The organism is Butyrivibrio sp. ob235 (assembly GCF_900109475.1).
GTDB lineage: Bacteria > Bacillota > Clostridia > Lachnospirales > Lachnospiraceae > Butyrivibrio.
The window spans coordinates 1-19,601 of the sequence record NZ_FOBE01000045.1 but is presented as its reverse complement, the minus strand read 5'-3'; the positions used below and the strand labels follow the sequence as shown (position 1 = coordinate 19,601).

Sequence of the window (19,601 nt, the reverse complement as noted above, 5' to 3'; positions counted from 1 at the left end):
GATGAGTAGTCTTCCCAGAGACCTGAAATGATTGGAGAGATAACAGAGTATCTCATAAGAGCAATGTTTTGTTGTTTTTCCTGATCCATGGCGGATCCTCCTTTCGTTTTTTCTTAAGTATATGGAGGATCAGGAGAGAGTTCGTGCCAGGTTATGTGGTATTTAAGAAAAGGATATTTGGAGTACATTTAATCTGCATGAACTGACGCTTGAAGTATTGAAAACAGCTGCTTATAAGGCTTTCGCTATCAACAGAAATACGTTCGGAGATAAGCCGTTGTTTCCAGTGCTTCAGGTACATCCTGATGATGTATCTAAAGTTGCTCTCGTCAAAAGACAGAGCTGAGGAAAGAGTGATGCTTGAAGGCGTCTCTTTTTCATGAGCTGTGATTATCTGAAGGTGATCCTGGAATGATATCTGGGAATAAGGAACCATTGATGACAGAAGGAGAGCGTGAGTGCGTCCACACTGATCGCATTTCACACGGCAGATCCTGAACATTACTTTTCCATCCTCGGTTTTAACATATCTGTTGTAATAACCATGGACGGATAGGCAGCCTGACTGACCACAAGGGCATTTGAGCTGATGGAACTGGAGATTGTTTAGGACAGAGTTGTAGAAACCTGGTGTAATCGGATTGTTTTCTTCGACGTAAAGGGTTATCATTGTCTTGCATGTTTTCGTACACTTCTGTGTACGGAGTTGCTAAGGCAGGATACCAAACTTTGGTCGGGGAGGGATCCTGCCTTTTATTGTCAGTAACTTTCCCATGATAACACAAAAGGCATGGCATTAAATAATCTGGCGTATTATGCACCAGAATAAATAAGTCCACACCTTTAAATAAAGTGATTCAAAAACAGAATTTAGAACGCAGGGAAAGTAACAAACAACAGCTTGTAAAGAAAAAACAGGAAGATGGGATCAGAATAACTGTTGTCACCCTTAACCCAGAAGGATATCCGGAGGAAAGGATTAAAGATACCAAAGGCATTGTGCAGTTATTAAAGGACAACGGAGTAAACGTCAGAATACAGGATCACATGCATGAACACTATGCAATTATTGACAATGAGATTGTGTGGTATGGAAGTATGAATCTACTATCCAGAGCTAAGCCTGATGACAATCTGATTCGAGTTAAGAGTAAAGAAGCAGTGCTTGAACTATTGGAGCTTACTTTTGGATAATCAAAGGTACAGATATGTTTTAAAGATTGATATCGCTGCTGTAAATATTGTTTGTTATTCAATAAATATGAATATCCTTTATCATACGAAAGTGGGTCAGAAATTGGACCAAAAAAGAAGGTGAGCCCGCAAGGCTCCTTTCCATGCGGATTATGAGACGTCGCAAAAGTTCGATCCCGGTCGCCGGCAGTAAAGAGAGAAGCGTAGAGCTTCTCTTTTTTTCATATTTTAGCTGGGTAACCCTTTCAAAATGAGCTAAAAGTTGTTACTTTCTATTGACTAAGGATGAATTTTCAAGGTGCTCAATTGGCACCATGAACGAGAAACGTGAATCGAATATCAAGTATTTACTATATGTATAACCACAATAACAAGAATTTTGAAATATGGCATGTATGAGTGCTAAAATACTATTTGATTTCAAATTGGCATATGCGTGTACCAAATGATGAATATTGGATTATCGAAGATACTGAGTATGTGGTTTTGGGGGTAAGATTTGGAAATATATTTAATTAAGAATGATAGCCAACTTTGGGAGAAGACGATTGGCTTCGCAAGGGAGTGTTCGTGGAGAGCAGGAATGGCTCTTGCAGATAAGATGGAGAAAAATGATTTTCAGGATTGGGAAAGGGTAATTGTTGCGGTGGATAATGATAGCATTGCCGGTTATTGTACGATTGCTGAAAAGGATGAGTTGCCGGATGATTATAGCTATAGCCCTTTTATAGGTTTTATGTTTGTGGATGAGAAGTATCGTGGGAAGCGTATTTCTGAGCAGATGATTAACTGTGCCACTGATTATGCTAAAGGGTTAGGTTATAACAAAGTATTTATTATGAGTGGTGAACATGGGTTGTATGAGAAATACGGATTTGAGAAGCTCGGAGATTTTGAAACGATTTATGGTGAAACGGATCAGCTCTTTGAGAAGGTGCTCTAAAAAGAGCTTAAGCATTACGGGAGCGGGTTTTAATGGCAATTGAAAAGAGTGTTTTTAATCAGGGTAAGATGCAGATGTTCTTGCTGCAGGAATATGGCCTCCATTTGACTGAGAGTCAGCATCTTTCTATGGGGACGGCGAATTGTTATAAGGTTAGTTGTAAGGAAGGGAATTATTTTTTTAAAGAATATCAGAAAGAGTATACTTTACAAACTGTAGAAAGAGAAACAGAGCTTGTAGATTACTTGTATTCAAAAGGATTTCCGGTTGCAAGGTTTATAAAGACTATAAGTGGAAATAGTTGCACTTTATTTAAAGGACATGTGATTAGCCTGCAGGAATACCTGGAAGGGAAATCATACCTGAACGATTTGCCACATAATCTTCTGAAGGATAGTGCAAAATATCTGGGGATATTACATTCCATACTCAAGGATTATCCAATGGAATCAAGCCTTGACGAAAAATGGGCCGCGAGTATCTCAGTGGAAGCGGTAAATAAGAAATATGACAGGCTGCTTGAGGTTTTGGAAAGAGAGAATAAGGATCCTAATTACAGCAGGATTAAGGAAGATTTTTTATTCAAGAAAGAGCTTTTTAGTCATATTGAGGATATGAAAGGATACTTTAAGGGTATCACATATACTCCAAGTCATGGAGATTATACTTCATGTCAATTAATATGCGATGGAGATCATGTAAAGGCAGTAATAGACTTTACCTCAGCGGCAAAGCTGCCAGCAATATGGGAGATAATGAGGTCATATATACAGGCCGGAGCTTGCCGCAATGGAGAAGCCTTTGATACCACAGACTTTGCATTGTATGTGAAGGAATATATGAAGTATGCTCAGCTTACAAAAAGAGATTTGGAAGCTATGCCATATGTTTATCTGTTTCAACTATCACGTAGTGCTTATGGGTATGAGGAATATCTGATATCTAAAACAGAGAATAGAGAAGCTTTGCTGGATTTTGCTTTTTGGCGCACGGATATTTGCAGAGAAGTTTATAGGAAAGCAGATGCAATATCAGAGGCTTTATTACATTTAATTTAAAGGCGGATGCAATATCCGGTGCTTTTTACAGTTAATATAAAAGAGGGAGTATTGTTGGAGGAAGGGGAATTATATTCATGGCATCAAGCATTATACATTTGGCGGTCACAAATGAACTTACTAAAAGATGCGAATTCAAAGATGAGGGAAGACTTAAGTTTGGGGCGATTCTTCCGGATGCAGGAAATGGAAATGCAAGTCATTTAAAGAAGGCTACCTGGGGATATAATAAGAGGGTTTATGACTTTGAACGTTTCAGGTCTGAATATGGAGAGAAGATAAAGATAGATGATCTGTATGTGGGCTATTATCTGCATCTTGTTCAGGATATTTGTTACAGGCATTTTGTTTTTGATAAGTATAAGTGGAATCCGACGATTCCGGGAAATGTAGAGAAACTTCATAAGGATTATTCAATTATAAATTTCTATGTTGCTTCGCATTATGGGCTTAGTAATGACATTGAGGCACCTGCTGATTTTAACAGCGAGGAGATTACGAAGCTTTGTCCTTTTGATATAGCAAGACTCATGAAATCTATGGCTGAGTATTTTATTCCGGTGTCGGATGAGGATATTTTCTTTTTCACAAAAGAGATGGCGGATGAGTTTATATCAGAGGCGGTGGAGCTGTGCCTTAAGGAGCTGAAGGCTCTGGAAAATGGAGAGGCCTTAATTGATAGCTACGATAATGCATGGGATAACATGCCATATTCACTACTGGAAACTACCCTGAATACAAGAGATTTAGGTGAATACAGGATTGATGGGACAGAGCGATATACCTGTTATGGCAGAATTATTCGAAGTGATGCTGCGATTACTCCGTCTGAAAAGGATATCGCATTTTTGAAAAGTTCCAATATTACCACAATTATCGACTTGAGATCTGCACAGGAAAAAGAGAGAAAGCCTCATGGACTTTCGAACTTGGAAGGCTTTGATTACCATGACATTCCGATAGAAGAAGGCAGCGGAATTCCTGAGAGCGTAGAAGCTGTTCCGGAGAGTTATTACCGGATAGCACGTGCTGCAAATATAAGGGAAGTTTTCAGAACAATAGCTGATGCGGAATCTGCGGTGATGTTTAATTGCACAGCGGGTAAAGACAGGTCAGGAGTAATAGCTGCACTTATATTGTGGCTTTGCGGTGTCAGGAAAAGCGATATTGTTTATGACTACATGCGGACAAAAGAAAATAATCAGAAGCGCTTTGAGCTGATACATCAAAACTTCCCGGATTTGGACATGGATATCGTCATTCCGAATGAAAATAACATGATCAGGTTTATGGAAATGATAGAAGATAATCATGGAACGGTTCAGGAATACTTCACGTCAATAGGGATTACACCTGATATTCAGCGAATGATAGTAGAAAAAGCATCTTAGGTTGGAGGCTGATAAAATGGTTATTCATCCAATTGAGCCGGTTTTTAATAGTGAATCAAGAGTACTGATTCTTGGAAGCTTTCCATCTGTGAAATCAAGAGAAGCTATGTTTTTCTATGGGCATCCGCAAAACAGATTCTGGAAGGTTATAGCCGCGTTATATGGTGAACAGGTTCCGGGTACTGTAGAGGAAAAGAGAGCACTTTTACTAAGGAATCATATAGCAGTTTGGGATGTTATAGCACAGTGCGATATTGAAGGATCAGCGGATTCGACGATAAAGAATGTTGTGGCAAATGATTTGTCTGTGATTCTTGATAAAGCTGATATTAAAGCGATTTTTGTTAATGGGAAGACGGCTGAAAAATATTATAAGAAGTATATCGAAGGAAAAATAAACAGAAAGGCAATTTGCCTTCCTTCAACGAGTCCGGCGAATGCAGCATGGAGTATAGAGCGGCTGTTGGAGGAATGGCGTGTGATTTTGGAATATTGAGGGGACTAACATCATACAGTAATACTTGAAAAAGGAGAGGGAAGTATGGAAAAGAGGATGACATCCGGGGAGATTGCCAAACAGGCTGGGGTGTCGCAGAAGGCGCTTCGTATATATGATGAGAAGGGACTTCTTAAGCCTGTTGGGTATTCTGAGGGGAATTACAAGCTCTATGATAAAAATTCTTTAATAATTCTGGAAAAGATTGTTGCACTAAAGCACATCGGTTTTAGCCTAGAGGAGATAAAGAGCAACCTTGAAAATGATAATCTGAGTTCGATAAGAGATATCCTGGAAAATCAGCTCGAGATGATGAACAAGAAAATATATGAGCTGCAGAAATCGGCTAAATGCATTGAGGCGTCCCTCGCAAGACTTGATGAGAATCCTGACTGGGACGATATCGCGGATATCATCAAGAAGATGGAAATGAGTCAGGGTGCTGATGAGCGAAGATGGTATGCTGCAAATCATGCTGCGGACGGAATTGAGTGGTATGAGAAGATATTCGACTCGCTGGATTTTACAGAAGAGGATACCGTCCTGGATCTTGGCTGCAGCTACGGGCTTTTGTGGAGAAAGAACTGGGAGCGTATTCCGGCAAAACTGTTAGTGGATGGATATGACATTCACGGAAACTGGGCTGACGATTTTTATGAATATCTTCATGAAAATCGCGGCACTTTACCGGGAGAAGCTGATATACAGGTGATTTTCAGTAACCTGGAAAAGGAAGAGACCTGGGAGAAAATTGGGGAGAAAAAGTATTCAAAGATTGTTGCGCATTATCTCCTTTCTTATCTCAATGATAAAGAAGCTTTCATCCAAAATGTGGCAAAGGTCCTTGCTCCCGGCGGTATGTTTTCCGTGAACTTCTACAGCGAGGACAATAAGGAATATGATTTCTGGGAAAAGACAATTGCGGATATCGGACTGGACATATCTTTTGCCATAAAAAGGAGAGCTGAGCGAAGAGATTTGGCGGCGGATTTTGTAAACCTCCTGTCTGAAAACTTTGATAAGGTTGAAATCGTGTTGCTTCCATGCCCGCTTTCATTTGACAGTGCAGAGGATCTGTTTGAGAGACTCCTTAGAAAGTACCCTGACAGTAGGAAATATCTTGAAGATAAGAAAGAAATAATATTAAAGTATTTTGATGAAAAGCTATTGCGGGGCGCTTCTGTCACAGTGGATATGGAAGGTACATTCTATCATTGCTATGGTGTATAATTTTATATAATGATCGTACTTAGTATGATTATGTTTATAATATTGCAGTTTACTCCCGGAGGCGGAGATGACACAGACGAGACAACTCAGACCGAAGAGACTGTAGATTACGATTTTTAATAGAAAGTGAGCACATGAAAAACAAGAAACTTGCAGTGTTTTTTCCGGGGATAGGATATCACAACGATAAGCCGCTTTTGTATTATGCAAGGAAACTGGCGGTTGAAGCGGGATACGAAGATTATATAAATATAGACTATACCAGTAAGCCGAAGAAGATTCGCGGTGATAAGGAAAAGATGAAGGAGTCGTTCGAGACACTTTATCGGGAAGCATATGAAGCTCTTCGGGATATCCGCTTCGATGATTATGATGATATTCTCTTTGTTTCAAAGAGTATAGGAACAGCTATCGCAGTTTCATATTGCGAGAAGAACGCTGTTAAAAATGTAAGGCATATTCTGTATACACCTTTGGAAGAGACTTTTAACGTGATAAAGGAACCGGAAAAACTGAATGCAATAGCATTTATTGGCTCGGCAGATCCGTGGAGTGATCCGCTTAAGGTAGTGGATATGGCAGAGGGTTATGGTATTCCCATTCATCTATATGAAGGCGCAAATCATTCGCTCGAGACAGATGATACGTTAAACAATATTCGAATTCTGGAGGATGTCATGGAGAAGAGTAAATCCCGGATTAATTCATGACAATTTCAAGCGACATTCTGTGCACATCAGACATAAGCAAAATGTCAGAAAAAATAAGCAATAATCGAATAGAAAGGAAGGGTTAAACCTTTTATATTTTAAGTGTGTCAGGCATGTGGGCAGGCACACTTATTTCTTTTCAGAAGGAGGAGATAGCATGAAAAATACCTGGACTTTAGTGGAACACAGAGCGGTAAAGGTTACTGATAAATATTATGATGAGGCACTTCATATCGATGTGAAGAATATGCTCACACTTGATGCAGACAGACTTCTTGCGGGCTTTAGGGAAACTGCGGCGATAATTGCAGGGATGGACGATGAAGCTAAGAAGGAATTTATGAAGGGTAAAGAGCGCTATGGCGGCAGCTGGGAAAATTCTCTTATTGGCGGCCATACCCTTGGACACTATATTACAGCTCTCGCTCAGGCAGTGGGGAACCCCGGACTTTCGGAAGCGGAAAAAAAGGACGTGGATGCAAGGCTTGACTACATCCTTGATGCTTTGATGGAATGTCAGAAGCTTACAGAAGGAAGTCAGTATGAGGGATATATTTTCGGATCCGATTTTCCTACAAAAGAGTTCTCGGATAATGTACTCCTGCAGTTCGATAACGTTGAAAAAGGGCTAAGCGACCTGTTCACACAGGCCTGGGTTCCGTGGTATACGATGCACAAGATTCTGACGGGATTGAACGCTGCCTTCATCATAGCAAGGAAGGAGACGGCGCTGAAGCTTGCGAACAATCTGGGACTCTGGATTGCAAAAAGAACCGAGGGGTGGTCGGAAGAGACCAATAAAACAGTTCTTAGTATTGAATACGGCGGAATGAATGACTGCCTCTATGGGCTTTTCGTTATAAACAGGGAGCTTAAAGAGAAGGGAAGTGCTCTCGCCATCGAAGATCTGAAGAGAATATTTGATGCGGCGCACAGATTTGATGAGACAGAGCTGTTTGAGAAGATACTTTCGGGAAAAGAGAATGTTCTTGATAATACTCACGCCAACACGACGATTCCCAAGTTTATAGGGGCGCTTGCGAGATACGAAGCGGATACTTCGCAGGCGAAGTATCTTGAATATGCCGAGAGCTTCTTTGATATGGTGGTTAGTAAGCATACTTATGTTACAGGCGGAAACAGTGAGAACGAGCACTTCGGAAAAGATTATGTCCTTGATGCAGAGAGAACCCATGTAAATAATGAGACCTGCAATACCTATAACATGCTGAAGTTTGCAAGACGACTTTTTGCGGTTACAGGTAAGAAGAAGTATCTAGATTATTCTGAGAGAACACTTATAAATGCAATAATGGCATCGCAGAATCACGAGACCGGATTTACAACATATTTCCAGCCGATGGCGACAGGTTATCACAAGGTGTTTAATACCCTTGACGGTAACTTCTGGTGCTGCACCGGAACCGGATATGAGAACTTCACGAAGCTTCAGAGAGGAATTTACTATAGGGCAGAAGGTAAGATGCTTGTGTCAATTTATCTCGCATCAGAGCTTACAACTGATGATTATAAGCTCATTCAGGAGTGCGACCTCACCAAATCGGAGCAGGTGAAAATTATAATTACGCCTAACCAGGGTAAAAACATTGAAGATGATTTATGGCTTAGAATCCCGGAGTGGGTAGCAGATATGCCGAGGATTACTCTTAATGGAAAAGATGTCGATGCAGGCGTTCATCAGGAAGAGAAGGATTTCATTGTGATCTCAAAGGAAATTCTATCATCAGGAGGAGAACTCGTGCTGGAGCTTCCTATGGGACTTCATTATGAAAATCTCCCCGACGGAAAGACCACCTATGCATTTTTATACGGACCATATCTTCTCTCAGCAAGACTTGGGACAGCGAAGATGAAAACAAAGTCTCACGGAGTGCAGGTATCGGTTCCTGCAGAGAGAGCTGTGGAATCGGATGAGATAAAGCTCACGGATGCGGGGTCCGTGGATGATTTCCTTTCAAATATTGAGAGATATCTGGTGAAAAGGCAGGATGAGATGGAGTTCGACCTTAAAGGAACAGACCATAACCTTGTATTTACAACGCATTATAATCAGTACAGGGAGTGCTATGGAATATATTGGAAGATAGGACAGTAAGTAATTACAGAATAGTACAGTAAGCAGAGAAAAGGACTTTCAGTAAAAACTGAGAGTCCTTTTTTGGCGTTTGCGACATAATAAACTTCGTTTACGAGAGATTCATTTAATATGGAATTTTACTCATATAATGATAAATAACATTGAAAGGAGATGCGCAGTAATGAAAAAGATAATCAGCATTACGGGATTGGAATTTATCAAGTTAGTAAAAAAGAAAGAATTCCTGTGGGGACTCATAATGGTTCTTGTGATGGGAAGCGGAATGGTATACGGAGCATTCAAATTTCCGGACAGTTTCAAGACTTCAAATGTAATCGCTTTTTATGGGAATTTTGCAAGTATATTACTTATGCTACTGGCTGCGAAGAGTCTTGGAGAAGAGTTTGACCTAAGAACAGAAACATTTGTCTTCACTTCCAGAAGCAGTAGATTACAGATTATTCTCGGAAAAATATTCAGTATAGTTCTGATAAATATGATAATCGGGCTGTGCGGAGGAATCCTGTATGACGTGGCAATGGTTATTTGTAAGAAACCGTGGACAATAGCTTCGCTGTTAACGACGCTTGGTCAGGAAATACTTGTGTATATGCTGTATGGATTTGCTATCGGTGCTATTGCAATTATGATCACCTGCCTGGTTCCAAACACAATTACACCGTTTATATATTGCATAGTGCTGTTTTGGGTGATGCCGGGAATTCTTCAGATGATTTCACAGAAGATAAGCATACTTGCAGGAGTGATGAATTATCTGATCTTTTGTATTGCGGATCAGTTCCTGATGTATCAGGAATGGACTGTTACAAATATATGCGTGTTCATAATAACAGGAGTTTTATTTACAGCATTTGCAGTAGGAATTATTGAGAAAAAGGATTTATAAGGAGGAGGAGTTTTGGCGAATTCACATTTGTCCAAAGTGCCTTACATAGAGCAGATGCAGGCGGCAGAGTGCGGATTGTGCTGTCTTGCAATGATACTTCAGTATTATAAAAGCCAGGAATCACTGGCGGATATACGAGAAGACATAGATGTAGGACGTGATGGATTAAAACTGTCTCAGATGTATATGTATGCCCAAAACAGAAAATTTTATTCCAAAGTTTTTTCATGTGGAATGAGCGGCCTTAGAAAATTGCCGCTGCCTGCTATTATTTTCTGGAATAATCAGCATTACGTGGTGCTTGAAAAAATCGGTGACAACAAGATTACGATAGTGGATCCGGCAACAGGAAGGCTTTCGCTAAGTTATGAAGATTTTGCCGAAGATTATTCAAACGTTGCAATGGTGATGGTTCCTACAGACGAATTTGTTCCAAAGAAAAGAAAAAATTACAGATGGAATAGTGTTCTGAAGGAAACTGTGCTTAAGAAAAAGTTGTTCTATATCACAGCACTGATATCACTAATTTCTTATGGGCTGCAATTACTGCTTTCGGTAATAGTGCAGAAGATATTTGACAGCAGAGTCGGTGATGTGCAGGTGAACAGTCTCGAAGGTTATCTGGCACTGGTAATCGGAGTGGGTTCTGTATTTGCGATTACTACATTTATTCGAAAACAGAGCCAGATAAGATTGCAGATAGAAATTGATAAGCACTTGACGGAGAAAACCTTTAGAAAAATGCTTAGTCTTCCTTATCAGTTTTTTGAAAGAAGAACAAACGGAGATCTGCTTTTCAGATTGAACTGCCTTCCGGTAATAAGAGAACTGCTTTCAGATAATGTAATGAATGGCATAATCCAATGCGGCTTTATTGTTGTCATTCTTACTTACATGACTATGCATTCCATGTACCTTACCATTACAGCGATGTTTGTATTTTTTCTGAATGGTTTGTTCATCCTATTCATGCGAAAAAAGATCATTGAGGCAAACCAGGTACAGATTGTTGAGAATACAAAGCTCCAGTCACTTCAGACTGAGACGGTGCAGTCGATTTTCAATATTAAGACCGCCGGAATTGAGCAGCAGTTTTTCTCAAATTGGCTAAGCAAGTATTGCAAAGGTATGAAGGCATTTCAGGTAAAGAATAAGATATTCAATATCTATTCGACTGTGCTTACACTGTTTCAGCTGGTTGGCCCGTTCCTGGTTTTGTGGGTAGGACTTACACTGACTGATACAGGAAAGATGACTTTAGGACAGACAGTGGCATGCTATTCTCTTTCAATGACTTTCTTTGGCTCCGCAGTAGCTTTGTTCCATATGTGGAATGACTTTATCATTGCCAACTCATACCTGGACAGAGTAAACGATATTCTTCATGCGGAAGAAGAAAAGGACATCCGGACAGGAACATCGATAAGCGAAGTGAACACGATAGAATTGAAAAACGTTTCAATGACATATTCACAGAGTACCGCCCCTGTTTTGAAGAATATTAATTTGAAAATCGGACAGGGTGAAAAGGTAGCGATTGTAGGAAAATCCGGATCGGGAAAGAGTAGTCTCATTAAACTTATGCTTGGTTTATATAATCCAAGCGAGGGGGAAATACTGGTAAATGATCTCAATCTCAGAGAAATTAAAAAGGTTGAGTACAGAAAAAGCATCAGCATAGTTCCTCAGGATATATATCTGTTTAATAAGTCCATACTTGAGAACATAAGAATGAATAATGAAGATATTTCTTTGGACGAGGTGACTGAGGCAGCAAAAATTGCACAGGTTCATGATGAGATTGATGCAATGCCCATGAAATACTACACGGTGGTTTCAAATATGGGTATGAATCTTTCCGGAGGCCAGAGACAGAGAATTGCGCTTGCCAGGGCCATTGTATCAAGAAATAAGTTCATGATCCTTGATGAAGCAACCAGCTCGCTGGATAACATAAATGAAAAGAGAATTTCCGATTATTTTGCTAAAAACGGATGTACTCAGGTTGTAGTTGCACACCGCCTTTCAACTATTAAAGACGCAGACAGAATTATTGTCCTTGATAAAGGAGAGATTGCCGAAGAGGGAACACATGAAACGTTGTTAAAGAAAAATGGCATTTATACAGAGCTGTATTACAGCAAGAACAAGAGGGATAAGAAATATGCGTAAAGAAATGACAATTGATCTTGAAAAGATAGACGGGGTTCGTGAGATGTCATATGAGGAAGTCGACAAGATTGCCGCTACAGGATATTATACATCCAAGCAAATCTGGGACACGGAATATGACGTTAAGCTTAGGGAAACGAAAAATATATTGAAGATGTTGCATTTGAATTTTTAGAGAAGGTTTTTGTTATATATGGGGCAAAAAATGGGGACAATATGCAATAACAAAGAGGAATCGCTGATATCCGTTCTCGGTAATGAAGGGGTATTTGATGAGTTCTGCAATCCGTTTTTATTTGAATTGGAAGAAGCACTGGATAAAATCGAATACCTGACAGAAACGCCGATTATCGATGATATCAGGAAAGATATTCTGTGCTATGCAAAGGTTAATCTGTTGGAACTGTCAGCCAGAATAATGATACATGAGCTAAATCTGGGGGAACGGGGATATGATGCTTTTTGCAAGCGGATAGAGAAGGATCCGCAGGAGATATATCTGAAATATCCTGTTCTGTATATCAGGCTGAAGAAGGTGCTTTGCGGAATAAAAAAGAATGTTATAGAGATTTATACTGCGCTTAGAGATTGCCGGGATGAAATCGCATATACATTTGATATCGATGTATCAACTTTAGCCGGGATAAGTTTTGGAGGCGGGGATACTCATAACGGAGGAAGAACGGTAGCGGTTCTTACTTTTGAAGGCGGGTGCAGACTTGTGTATAAGCCAAGGAACATGTATCCGGAGAAAGCTTTCTCAAGATGCTGCGAACTGCTTAATAACTGGTTGAGGGATTATGAACTCATAAATCCGGGTCTTGTGGTTAGGGAGAACTATGGTTTTCAGGAATTTATGAAAGCTCATGAATGCAAGACAGAAGGTGAAGTTCATGGTTATTACCACAGAATAGGGAGAGTGATGGGACTCTTCTATATTCTGGATACTACGGATATTCATGCCGAAAATATTATACCTTACGGGGAATATCCGATTTTTATAGATTTGGAATCATTGATTCTTGCTCCGAGGAAAAGAGAGGGAGAACAAAAGGGAAGCCTTGCTTATAACGTAAATAAGAAATTTGAGCATTCGGTATTTACTTCCAATCTGTTGCCCTGTGTCTTTAAGGGGAGCACTATCGATTTCGATATCAGCGGACTGGGAGCTTATGCGGGACAGAAATCCGGAAAACTAAAATGTCTTAAGCTGATAGATGCCGGAACAGATAATATCCATTACGACGAAGTATATTACGAGACTGAGGATATGGAGAATGCTGTCAGGCTGAATGGGAAAAATGTCGATTATTCAGAGTATCTTGCAGATATCGAAGAAGGTTATGAAGAAGCGTATGAAGCGCTAATGGCTAATAAAGATTATCTGATAAAGATTCTTCCCGAACTTTTCAGGGATGGAGATTACAGACAGATTCTGAAGGGGACTTTTGTTTATGCAAGATTCATGAAAGCCGCCATTCATCCTAAGTATTGTGTATCAAGAGATAAGACCAGAGGACTTCTGGAACTTATAAGTCCGACAAAAACATATTTGGCAGAATCTGAGATCGATCAGATGATCAACAACGATGTGCCGTACTTCTATACCAAATATGATGACAGAAGCTTATATGCCGAAAAAGGTGTTGTCGAGAATGATTTTTTTGATCAGAGCATAGTAGATAAAATAACTGCAAATTTGAAGAGTCTATGTGATGACGATAAAAAGAGACAGCTGGATTTCATACATAATGCGGTGAAAATCAAGACCGGTGACGTAATGAAAAACAGCAGTGTTTCCCCTGATAAAATTGTTAGAGATGAGAAGGCTGACCTGCTTAGTGAGATTGTCTTAGCAATAAAACGAAATGCACTATGGGATGAGAATGAAAAAGTTTGTTCCTTTGTAGATGTGAATATGGGAGAACAGCCCTATGTCGAGGGTATGAACTACACACTATATGACGGGACAGGACTGATTCTATTTCTCTTTGCATATGCATTGCATACACAAAAAATAGAGGACATAAAGTTTGCCAAGGCTGCACTGGCCGGAATGGAAGAGCTGGCTCCGCTTGAAAAAGTAGCAGTGTCTTCATCTGTCTTTGGCGGTTTTTTCGGATATATATACCTGTACTACAATCTGTACCGACTCACACAGGATAAAAGGTATTACGAAAGCTATAAGAGGGCAATTGAAAGAGTCTATAACTACAATGTTGAAGCTGAAACCGGCTTTGATGTCATATCAGGAGTCACAGGGGCGATAATCGTACTGACAAATATATATAAGTACGAAGAAGATGAGAGGCTGAAAATACTGATTGATAAATACACATCGTTTTTGATAGGTAAAGTCAGTGATCAAAAGGGATTATGGACCGGATTTTCTCATGGTTATGCGGGTTTCCAATATGCTTTTATAAAAGCATTTGAGGTAACAAAAAACATGAAGTACATGAAGTATGCTGAGCGAATGGAGCAGAAAGAGGACAGCTTCTTTGTCGATAGCGAAAATAATTGGCTTGATCTTAGAGACGATGAAAAGAATTGTTGCACCTTTTGGTGTCATGGCGCACCGGGAATTCTTTTGGGAAGAAGCTATTTCATGGAAAAGACTCTGTTTATAAACAGACACGGTAAATCATTGGATAATATTATCCGTCACCTAAATTTAAATGATCGCAGTATTTTTAATGACAGTTTGTGTCATGGAAGAGTGGGAAATCTGGATGCGCTGTACACAATTGCCATGAATACTGAAAATGAAGAACTGCTTAAGAAGGTGAAGGAAAGCTTTAGAGAAGAGGAAGAAAAAATAAAACAATATGGAATCGTTTATGGAGTTCCACAGATAAAGGGATTGTTGTCCTTTATGCTGGGATTATCCGGAATCGGATATGGCCTTCTCAGACAGAGGATGAGTGGTTTGCCTTCGGTATTATCGTTGGAAGTTGTCTAAGTAAGCAAAGAATATGAATGCGAGGGAATGTAGGAAAATGACACATAAAAGACATGTTCCTTATGTGGAGCAAATGCAGCAGACAGAGTGTGGTTTGTGCTGTGCGACAATGATCCTGAATTATTATAAAAGCCAGGATAGCTTATCCAGAATAAGAGAAAAGCTTGAGGCCGGACGTGACGGAATGAAATTGTCGGTAATTGCTTCATATTTGAAAAAGCGGGGAATGGAAACGAAGATTTACAAGGCGGATTACAGCGCTTTGGATAAGATACCTCTACCGGCAATAATCTTCTGGGATAATGAACATTTTGTTGTTCTTGAAAAAATCAAAGATAAAGTTGCGCATATAGTTGATCCTGCTTTCGGCAGAAGAAAAGTTGACCGTGACACTATGGAAAAGAGCTATTCCGGAGTTGTTATGGTAGCAAGGCCTACCGAGAATTTTAAACCGGTAAAAGACAAGGTTGATACCTGGAGCATAGTTACTGAAAGACTAAAGAAAAATAAACTACTGTTGCTTAAGGTATTCATAATGTCAATTATTGTTTATTCTCTTCAGATGAGTGTACCGATAATGATCCAGAAAATCATAGACTCTGAAGGAATAAACAATTACGGTGTCATAGTCATGGCGCTGGCTTGCATTCTTGGAGTGGTCAATTATCTGCGCGGAAGAAAACTGATTGTTTTGCAAATTGATTCGGATTTTCATCTTTCAAAATCTGTCTTTTCAAAAATACTTCGTCTTCCGTACAAGTATTTTGAAGGGAGAGCACCGGGAGATATTCTGTTTAGAATGGGTAGTGTGAGAAATATTCGCGATCTTCTGTCGGAACAGTTTATACAGACAGTGATGCAGGCAGGTGCGCTGATATTCATATTTGGATATATGCTGATGAAATCAGTGACAATATCCATTGTGGCGATGCTGATTTTTGTCGCTTCGGGTGTATTTATCATGGCTATGAAAACTCTGATAACAGAGGTAAACCAGGATGAAATGATGAAGAACACCATCCTTCAGACTGTACAGGTAGAAACGATTTATTCCATGTTTACGATTAAAACAGCCGGAATGGAGAATGAAACCTGGAATAACTGGAAAAATGCATATGACAAGTGCCTTTCGGCATTTAAAAGAAAGAGCGCAGTTTTAAATTTATACACATCGGTTCTGATGTTTGTCCAGAACATTGCACCTTTGTTTTTATTAGGACTCGGTATATTCTCAGCGATGAAGGGGAATATGACTCTTGGTGAAAGCATGGCTATTTATTCACTTGCGGGGAGCTTTTTTTCAACGGGAATAGCACTGTATAATTTCTGGAACGACTTTGTTGTCGCCGGTGCTTATATGGAAAGATTGCATGATATTATTGATGCCGATGATGAAAGAAATCCCGAAAAACCCATTACCGTTAAAGTGTCCGGAGACCTAGACATTAATCATGTATCTTTTGCTTATACGCAGCATTCCGACAATGTGCTTAGTGATATTGACTTGCATATCAAAAAGGGCGAGAAGGTGGCTATTGTCGGGGCATCGGGATCCGGAAAGAGTACTCTTGCGAAAATCATTCTGGGATTATATGAACCTCAGGAGGGCGATGTTCGCTACGACGGAGTAAGCATAAGGGATATAAACAAGAACGATCTCAGAAAACAGATAGGCGTCGTTCCTCAGGATATGGTGCTGTTCAATCAGAGCATATATGAGAATATTAGGATGAGTCAGGAAAACCTGGGTATTGATGAGGTCAAGGAGGCAGCAGAGGTTGCCCAGATTCGCGGCGAGATAGAACAGATGCCGATGAAGTATTATACAATGGTTTCTGATATGGGTATGAATCTGTCCGGTGGACAGAGGCAGAGAATTGCGCTTGCAAGGGCTATCGTTCATCAGAATAATCTGATAGTATTGGATGAAGCTACCAGTGCCCTTGATTATGAAAATGAACGGAAGATAAGCGATTATCTCGGAGAAAAAGATTGTACCAGAATAGTAATCGCGCACAGGCTGTCAACCATAATAGACGCGGATAAGATTGTTGTGCTTGATCACGGTAGAATCAGGGAGATCGGTAATCATAAGGAACTTATGGAGCAGGGAGGTCTTTACTCCGCACTGTATCAGGCTAATAAGAAAAGTGCATAGGAAAAAAGAAGATGATTAAAAGAACTTCAAAAGCAATAGTAAGAGCAATGAACGGAGTCTACCCAAGATCCGAAGAAGATTGCATAAAAATAGAATATGTAATTGAATCTGCATTATCTCGTTTTGTCACGATTTTTTGCGTGTTTCTGCTTTGTGCTCTTATCGGTAATCTTGAAGAATCAATTATATGTTGCATAGCATTTATCGTGCTAAGATCATTTGCGGGCGGGTTTCATATGAAAACAGCTGTTGGGTGTATATGTATTTCAGCTGCTGTGTTAATTTCAGGCGGTTTCATGGTGCATTATCTGCATATTTCCCAGCATGTATATTTTGTATTGTTTGCCATGGATTTACTTCTTAATTATTTATATGCTCCGCAGCATAGTGATAATGTACCGATCACAAATAAGTATAAGGATATCAGTAAATGGGAAAGTATACTGGTGGTTTGTATTGCCGGTATGCTGATGCTTGTCGTTCCGGATCCTCTTGGTAAAAGTGCCGTTATGGGGGTGAGTCTGGAGACAATGACAATATTGCCTTTTTTCACAAAACATAAATAACTCCAAAACAAAAGAAGCGTGCCATCATTATCGGCATGCTTCTTTTGTTTATATGATCTGAAGCTGTTGGGTGAACAGATCATCATTCATGGATGTCTCGGCAAAGATATTATCATGTTTGCTAAGAATTTTTGAAACATTATACAGGCCAAGTCCATGACCGCTTCCTTTTGAAGTTGTATTCATCTGAGCCATCTGTGATATGGATATGCCGTGATTGACATATGAGTTGGAGATAATAAATACAACAGCGGAATTTACTTTTCCCAGGTGAAAATTGACAACGGGATGGGGCGTTTCAATAGCTGCTTCGATTGCATTGTCCAAATATATACCGAGTATCCTGGAAAGATCTATTGTGTCTATATTAAGTGAATCCATCTCGTCAGCGATATCAACGGTCACAGTAATGTTTTTGTTAATCGCCTGAAGCAGCTTTGTGTAAAGAATACTTTTTAGTTCAAGATTATTCACACGGGACAGATTGGCAAGAGAGGCATTATTTTGCGTGAATTCATCCTTTAGTGGCATTATGTCCCTGAAAAAGTATTCATCCATCTCTGAGTATCTTTTTTCTTTAAGGAATATAGACAGGGTGGACAGGATGTTGATGTAATCATGCTTAAACGAACGAAGATTATTATATGTTGCCTCAAGATTGTCCGTATATTCGCGCATGGTATTTAGATTTTCTATTTTTCGTTGACTTTCATAATTTTTTTTGGTAGTCACAAGTATAATTGCAGCAGATACTGTAGTCAGCAAAAAGTACATGATAAACAGTATGATTAAAAAAGAATATTGAAGCGTTGACAGGGAACTGCCTCCAAATATTGTTATTATCGCATAAATGAACAGAGCGCTGAATACAATTGAAAATGCGATAAAAGTAAAAATTCTCTTGTCAATATTATCAAAGACAAGAACAAGATATCTTTGATATAAGTATTTAACAGCAAATATTATACTTAGAGAAGTGATTAGCGAAAAAAACAGATAAAGTGACATTTCCAAGAGGTTCAAGTTCGCGAAAAGTGTAATTTGGTGCCCAACCATATATGAGAGAAGCGGGGAAATGATCAGAATTGTTATGCTCGCAACTATATATGTAATGAATAATAAAAGAATGGATTGTTTTTTCCTGGTTATACGAACCAGAAAATAAGAACCTACACAAAAATAGATAAGCGCGATGAGAGGTGATTTCGTGTAATCGGCTATTACAGAAAATATAGCTGTTAAGCAAAAGAAAAGGAAATAGTTTTTAGCTGTTATTTTACGAGAATAAAACACATATATACCAAAGAAAATCAATATGATACATGGAATTGAATTTATGATCGAAGATGTCAGCATATATACCCCTTAAATGATTGTTAAATTATAAGCTATTATAAAATACCTAAAATACCAAAACAAGATAATAGTACGACGGCGTAAATTTACTGTAGGATTTGAAAGGGTGGATATCCCCTGTGATTAGTTCAGATGTTCAAACCTTACTCATTATATCGCTTGGTAAGATGACAGTTCAAGGCTGTCATTTTTAATCCTTGGTCTGCTTGTTGACTACTTTATCTGTCAGGAAATATCAGTCAACCCTGCGCAGAGCGCACCGCGTAGCGGCTTTGGGGTTGACAGACATTTCCTGACAGATAGTCTGTAGTCAAGCAGATCAAGGATAATTGTGCGCTCCAGCGCACTTTATTCAAGGGC

At 39.4% G+C, this 19,601-nt stretch carries 16 protein-coding genes; 14 read left to right on the top strand and 2 right to left on the bottom strand.

Going from position 1 to position 19,601, the window contains the following annotated elements; translation table 11 throughout:
• Nucleotides 1-151 precede the first annotated feature (151 nt).
• Nucleotides 152-670: a DUF6431 domain-containing protein gene (locus BMW61_RS20145; RefSeq protein WP_139176475.1), complete on the bottom strand. Its 519-nt coding sequence runs from the start codon at nucleotides 668-670 to the stop codon at nucleotides 152-154.
• Nucleotides 671-852: 182 nt separating this feature from the next.
• Here BMW61_RS20145 and BMW61_RS20140 point away from each other — a divergent pair, with 182 nt between their 5' ends.
• From BMW61_RS20140 to BMW61_RS20075, 14 genes are all read left to right on the top strand, one after another.
• Nucleotides 853-1,194, top strand: a complete 342-nt coding sequence (locus BMW61_RS20140) for a phospholipase D-like domain-containing protein (protein ID WP_242876851.1) — start codon at nucleotides 853-855, stop codon at nucleotides 1,192-1,194.
• A gap of 499 nt (nucleotides 1,195-1,693) precedes the next feature.
• Complete coding sequence (locus BMW61_RS20135) at nucleotides 1,694-2,137, top strand: GNAT family N-acetyltransferase (protein WP_242876850.1); 444 nt, start codon at nucleotides 1,694-1,696, stop codon at nucleotides 2,135-2,137.
• Nucleotides 2,138-2,169: 32 nt separating this feature from the next.
• The gene (locus BMW61_RS20130; RefSeq protein WP_091825609.1) at nucleotides 2,170-3,195 is read left to right on the top strand and encodes a phosphotransferase; all 1,026 of its coding nucleotides are present in this window, start codon (nucleotides 2,170-2,172) and stop codon (nucleotides 3,193-3,195) included.
• A 77-nt stretch (nucleotides 3,196-3,272) separates the two neighbouring features.
• Nucleotides 3,273-4,586, top strand: coding sequence for a tyrosine-protein phosphatase (locus BMW61_RS22645; protein ID WP_242876849.1), 1,314 nt, complete (start codon nucleotides 3,273-3,275; stop codon nucleotides 4,584-4,586).
• A 16-nt stretch (nucleotides 4,587-4,602) separates the two neighbouring features.
• Nucleotides 4,603-5,082, top strand: coding sequence for a DNA-deoxyinosine glycosylase (locus BMW61_RS20120; RefSeq protein ID WP_091825607.1), 480 nt, complete (start codon nucleotides 4,603-4,605; stop codon nucleotides 5,080-5,082).
• A 45-nt stretch (nucleotides 5,083-5,127) separates the two neighbouring features.
• Nucleotides 5,128-6,312, top strand: coding sequence for a MerR family transcriptional regulator (locus BMW61_RS20115; protein WP_091825604.1), 1,185 nt, complete (start codon nucleotides 5,128-5,130; stop codon nucleotides 6,310-6,312).
• Between the two features lie 134 nt (nucleotides 6,313-6,446).
• Nucleotides 6,447-7,022, top strand: coding sequence for an alpha/beta hydrolase (locus tag BMW61_RS20110; RefSeq protein ID WP_091825601.1), 576 nt, complete (start codon nucleotides 6,447-6,449; stop codon nucleotides 7,020-7,022).
• A gap of 157 nt (nucleotides 7,023-7,179) precedes the next feature.
• Nucleotides 7,180-9,138 (top strand): beta-L-arabinofuranosidase domain-containing protein, encoded by a 1,959-nt coding sequence (locus BMW61_RS20105; protein ID WP_091825598.1) that lies wholly within the window; start codon nucleotides 7,180-7,182, stop codon nucleotides 9,136-9,138.
• A gap of 163 nt (nucleotides 9,139-9,301) precedes the next feature.
• Complete coding sequence (locus tag BMW61_RS20100; RefSeq protein ID WP_091825596.1) at nucleotides 9,302-10,027, top strand: ABC transporter permease; 726 nt, start codon at nucleotides 9,302-9,304, stop codon at nucleotides 10,025-10,027.
• Between the two features lie 12 nt (nucleotides 10,028-10,039).
• Complete coding sequence (locus BMW61_RS20095; RefSeq protein WP_091825593.1) at nucleotides 10,040-12,199, top strand: peptidase domain-containing ABC transporter; 2,160 nt, start codon at nucleotides 10,040-10,042, stop codon at nucleotides 12,197-12,199.
• Nucleotides 12,192-12,374, top strand: coding sequence for a hypothetical protein (locus tag BMW61_RS20090; RefSeq protein ID WP_091825590.1), 183 nt, complete (start codon nucleotides 12,192-12,194; stop codon nucleotides 12,372-12,374). Before BMW61_RS20095 ends, BMW61_RS20090 begins: the two co-directional genes overlap by 8 nt.
• Nucleotides 12,375-12,404: 30 nt before the next feature.
• Nucleotides 12,405-15,161 carry a type 2 lanthipeptide synthetase LanM gene (lanM, locus tag BMW61_RS20085; RefSeq protein ID WP_175475312.1) on the top strand — a complete coding sequence of 919 codons (2,757 nt, stop codon included), beginning with the start codon at nucleotides 12,405-12,407 and terminating at the stop codon, nucleotides 15,159-15,161.
• A gap of 37 nt (nucleotides 15,162-15,198) precedes the next feature.
• Nucleotides 15,199-17,319, top strand: coding sequence for a peptidase domain-containing ABC transporter (locus BMW61_RS20080; protein WP_175475311.1), 2,121 nt, complete (start codon nucleotides 15,199-15,201; stop codon nucleotides 17,317-17,319).
• Nucleotides 17,320-17,330: 11 nt separating this feature from the next.
• The gene (locus BMW61_RS20075) at nucleotides 17,331-17,885 is read left to right on the top strand and encodes an accessory gene regulator ArgB-like protein (protein ID WP_091825580.1); all 555 of its coding nucleotides are present in this window, start codon (nucleotides 17,331-17,333) and stop codon (nucleotides 17,883-17,885) included.
• A gap of 48 nt (nucleotides 17,886-17,933) precedes the next feature.
• Here BMW61_RS20075 and BMW61_RS22190 read toward each other — a convergent pair whose 3' ends face one another.
• Nucleotides 17,934-18,563: a sensor histidine kinase gene (locus BMW61_RS22190; RefSeq protein ID WP_175475310.1), complete on the bottom strand. Its 630-nt coding sequence runs from the start codon at nucleotides 18,561-18,563 to the stop codon at nucleotides 17,934-17,936.
• Between the last annotated feature and the right edge of the window lie 1,038 nt (nucleotides 18,564-19,601).

Bases quoted from the DNA above. Each gene is read 5' to 3' on its own strand.
- BMW61_RS20110 (WP_091825601.1), top strand. From the start codon at position 6,447: ATGAAAAACAAGAAACTTGCAGTGTTTTTTCCGGGGATAGGATATCAC.
- BMW61_RS20145 (WP_139176475.1), bottom strand. From the start codon at position 670: ATGATAACCCTTTACGTCGAAGAAAACAATCCGATTACACCAGGTTTC.
- BMW61_RS20100 (WP_091825596.1), top strand. From the start codon at position 9,302: ATGAAAAAGATAATCAGCATTACGGGATTGGAATTTATCAAGTTAGTA.
- BMW61_RS20075 (WP_091825580.1), top strand. From the start codon at position 17,331: ATGATTAAAAGAACTTCAAAAGCAATAGTAAGAGCAATGAACGGAGTC.
- BMW61_RS20130 (WP_091825609.1), top strand. From the start codon at position 2,170: ATGGCAATTGAAAAGAGTGTTTTTAATCAGGGTAAGATGCAGATGTTC.
- BMW61_RS20090 (WP_091825590.1), top strand. From the start codon at position 12,192: ATGCGTAAAGAAATGACAATTGATCTTGAAAAGATAGACGGGGTTCGT.
- BMW61_RS20105 (WP_091825598.1), top strand. From the start codon at position 7,180: ATGAAAAATACCTGGACTTTAGTGGAACACAGAGCGGTAAAGGTTACT.
- BMW61_RS20120 (WP_091825607.1), top strand. From the start codon at position 4,603: ATGGTTATTCATCCAATTGAGCCGGTTTTTAATAGTGAATCAAGAGTA.
- BMW61_RS22190 (WP_175475310.1), bottom strand. From the start codon at position 18,563: ATGCGCGAATATACGGACAATCTTGAGGCAACATATAATAATCTTCGT.
- BMW61_RS20080 (WP_175475311.1), top strand. From the start codon at position 15,199: ATGACACATAAAAGACATGTTCCTTATGTGGAGCAAATGCAGCAGACA.
- lanM (WP_175475312.1), top strand. From the start codon at position 12,405: ATGGGGACAATATGCAATAACAAAGAGGAATCGCTGATATCCGTTCTC.
- BMW61_RS20115 (WP_091825604.1), top strand. From the start codon at position 5,128: ATGGAAAAGAGGATGACATCCGGGGAGATTGCCAAACAGGCTGGGGTG.
- BMW61_RS22645 (WP_242876849.1), top strand. From the start codon at position 3,273: ATGGCATCAAGCATTATACATTTGGCGGTCACAAATGAACTTACTAAA.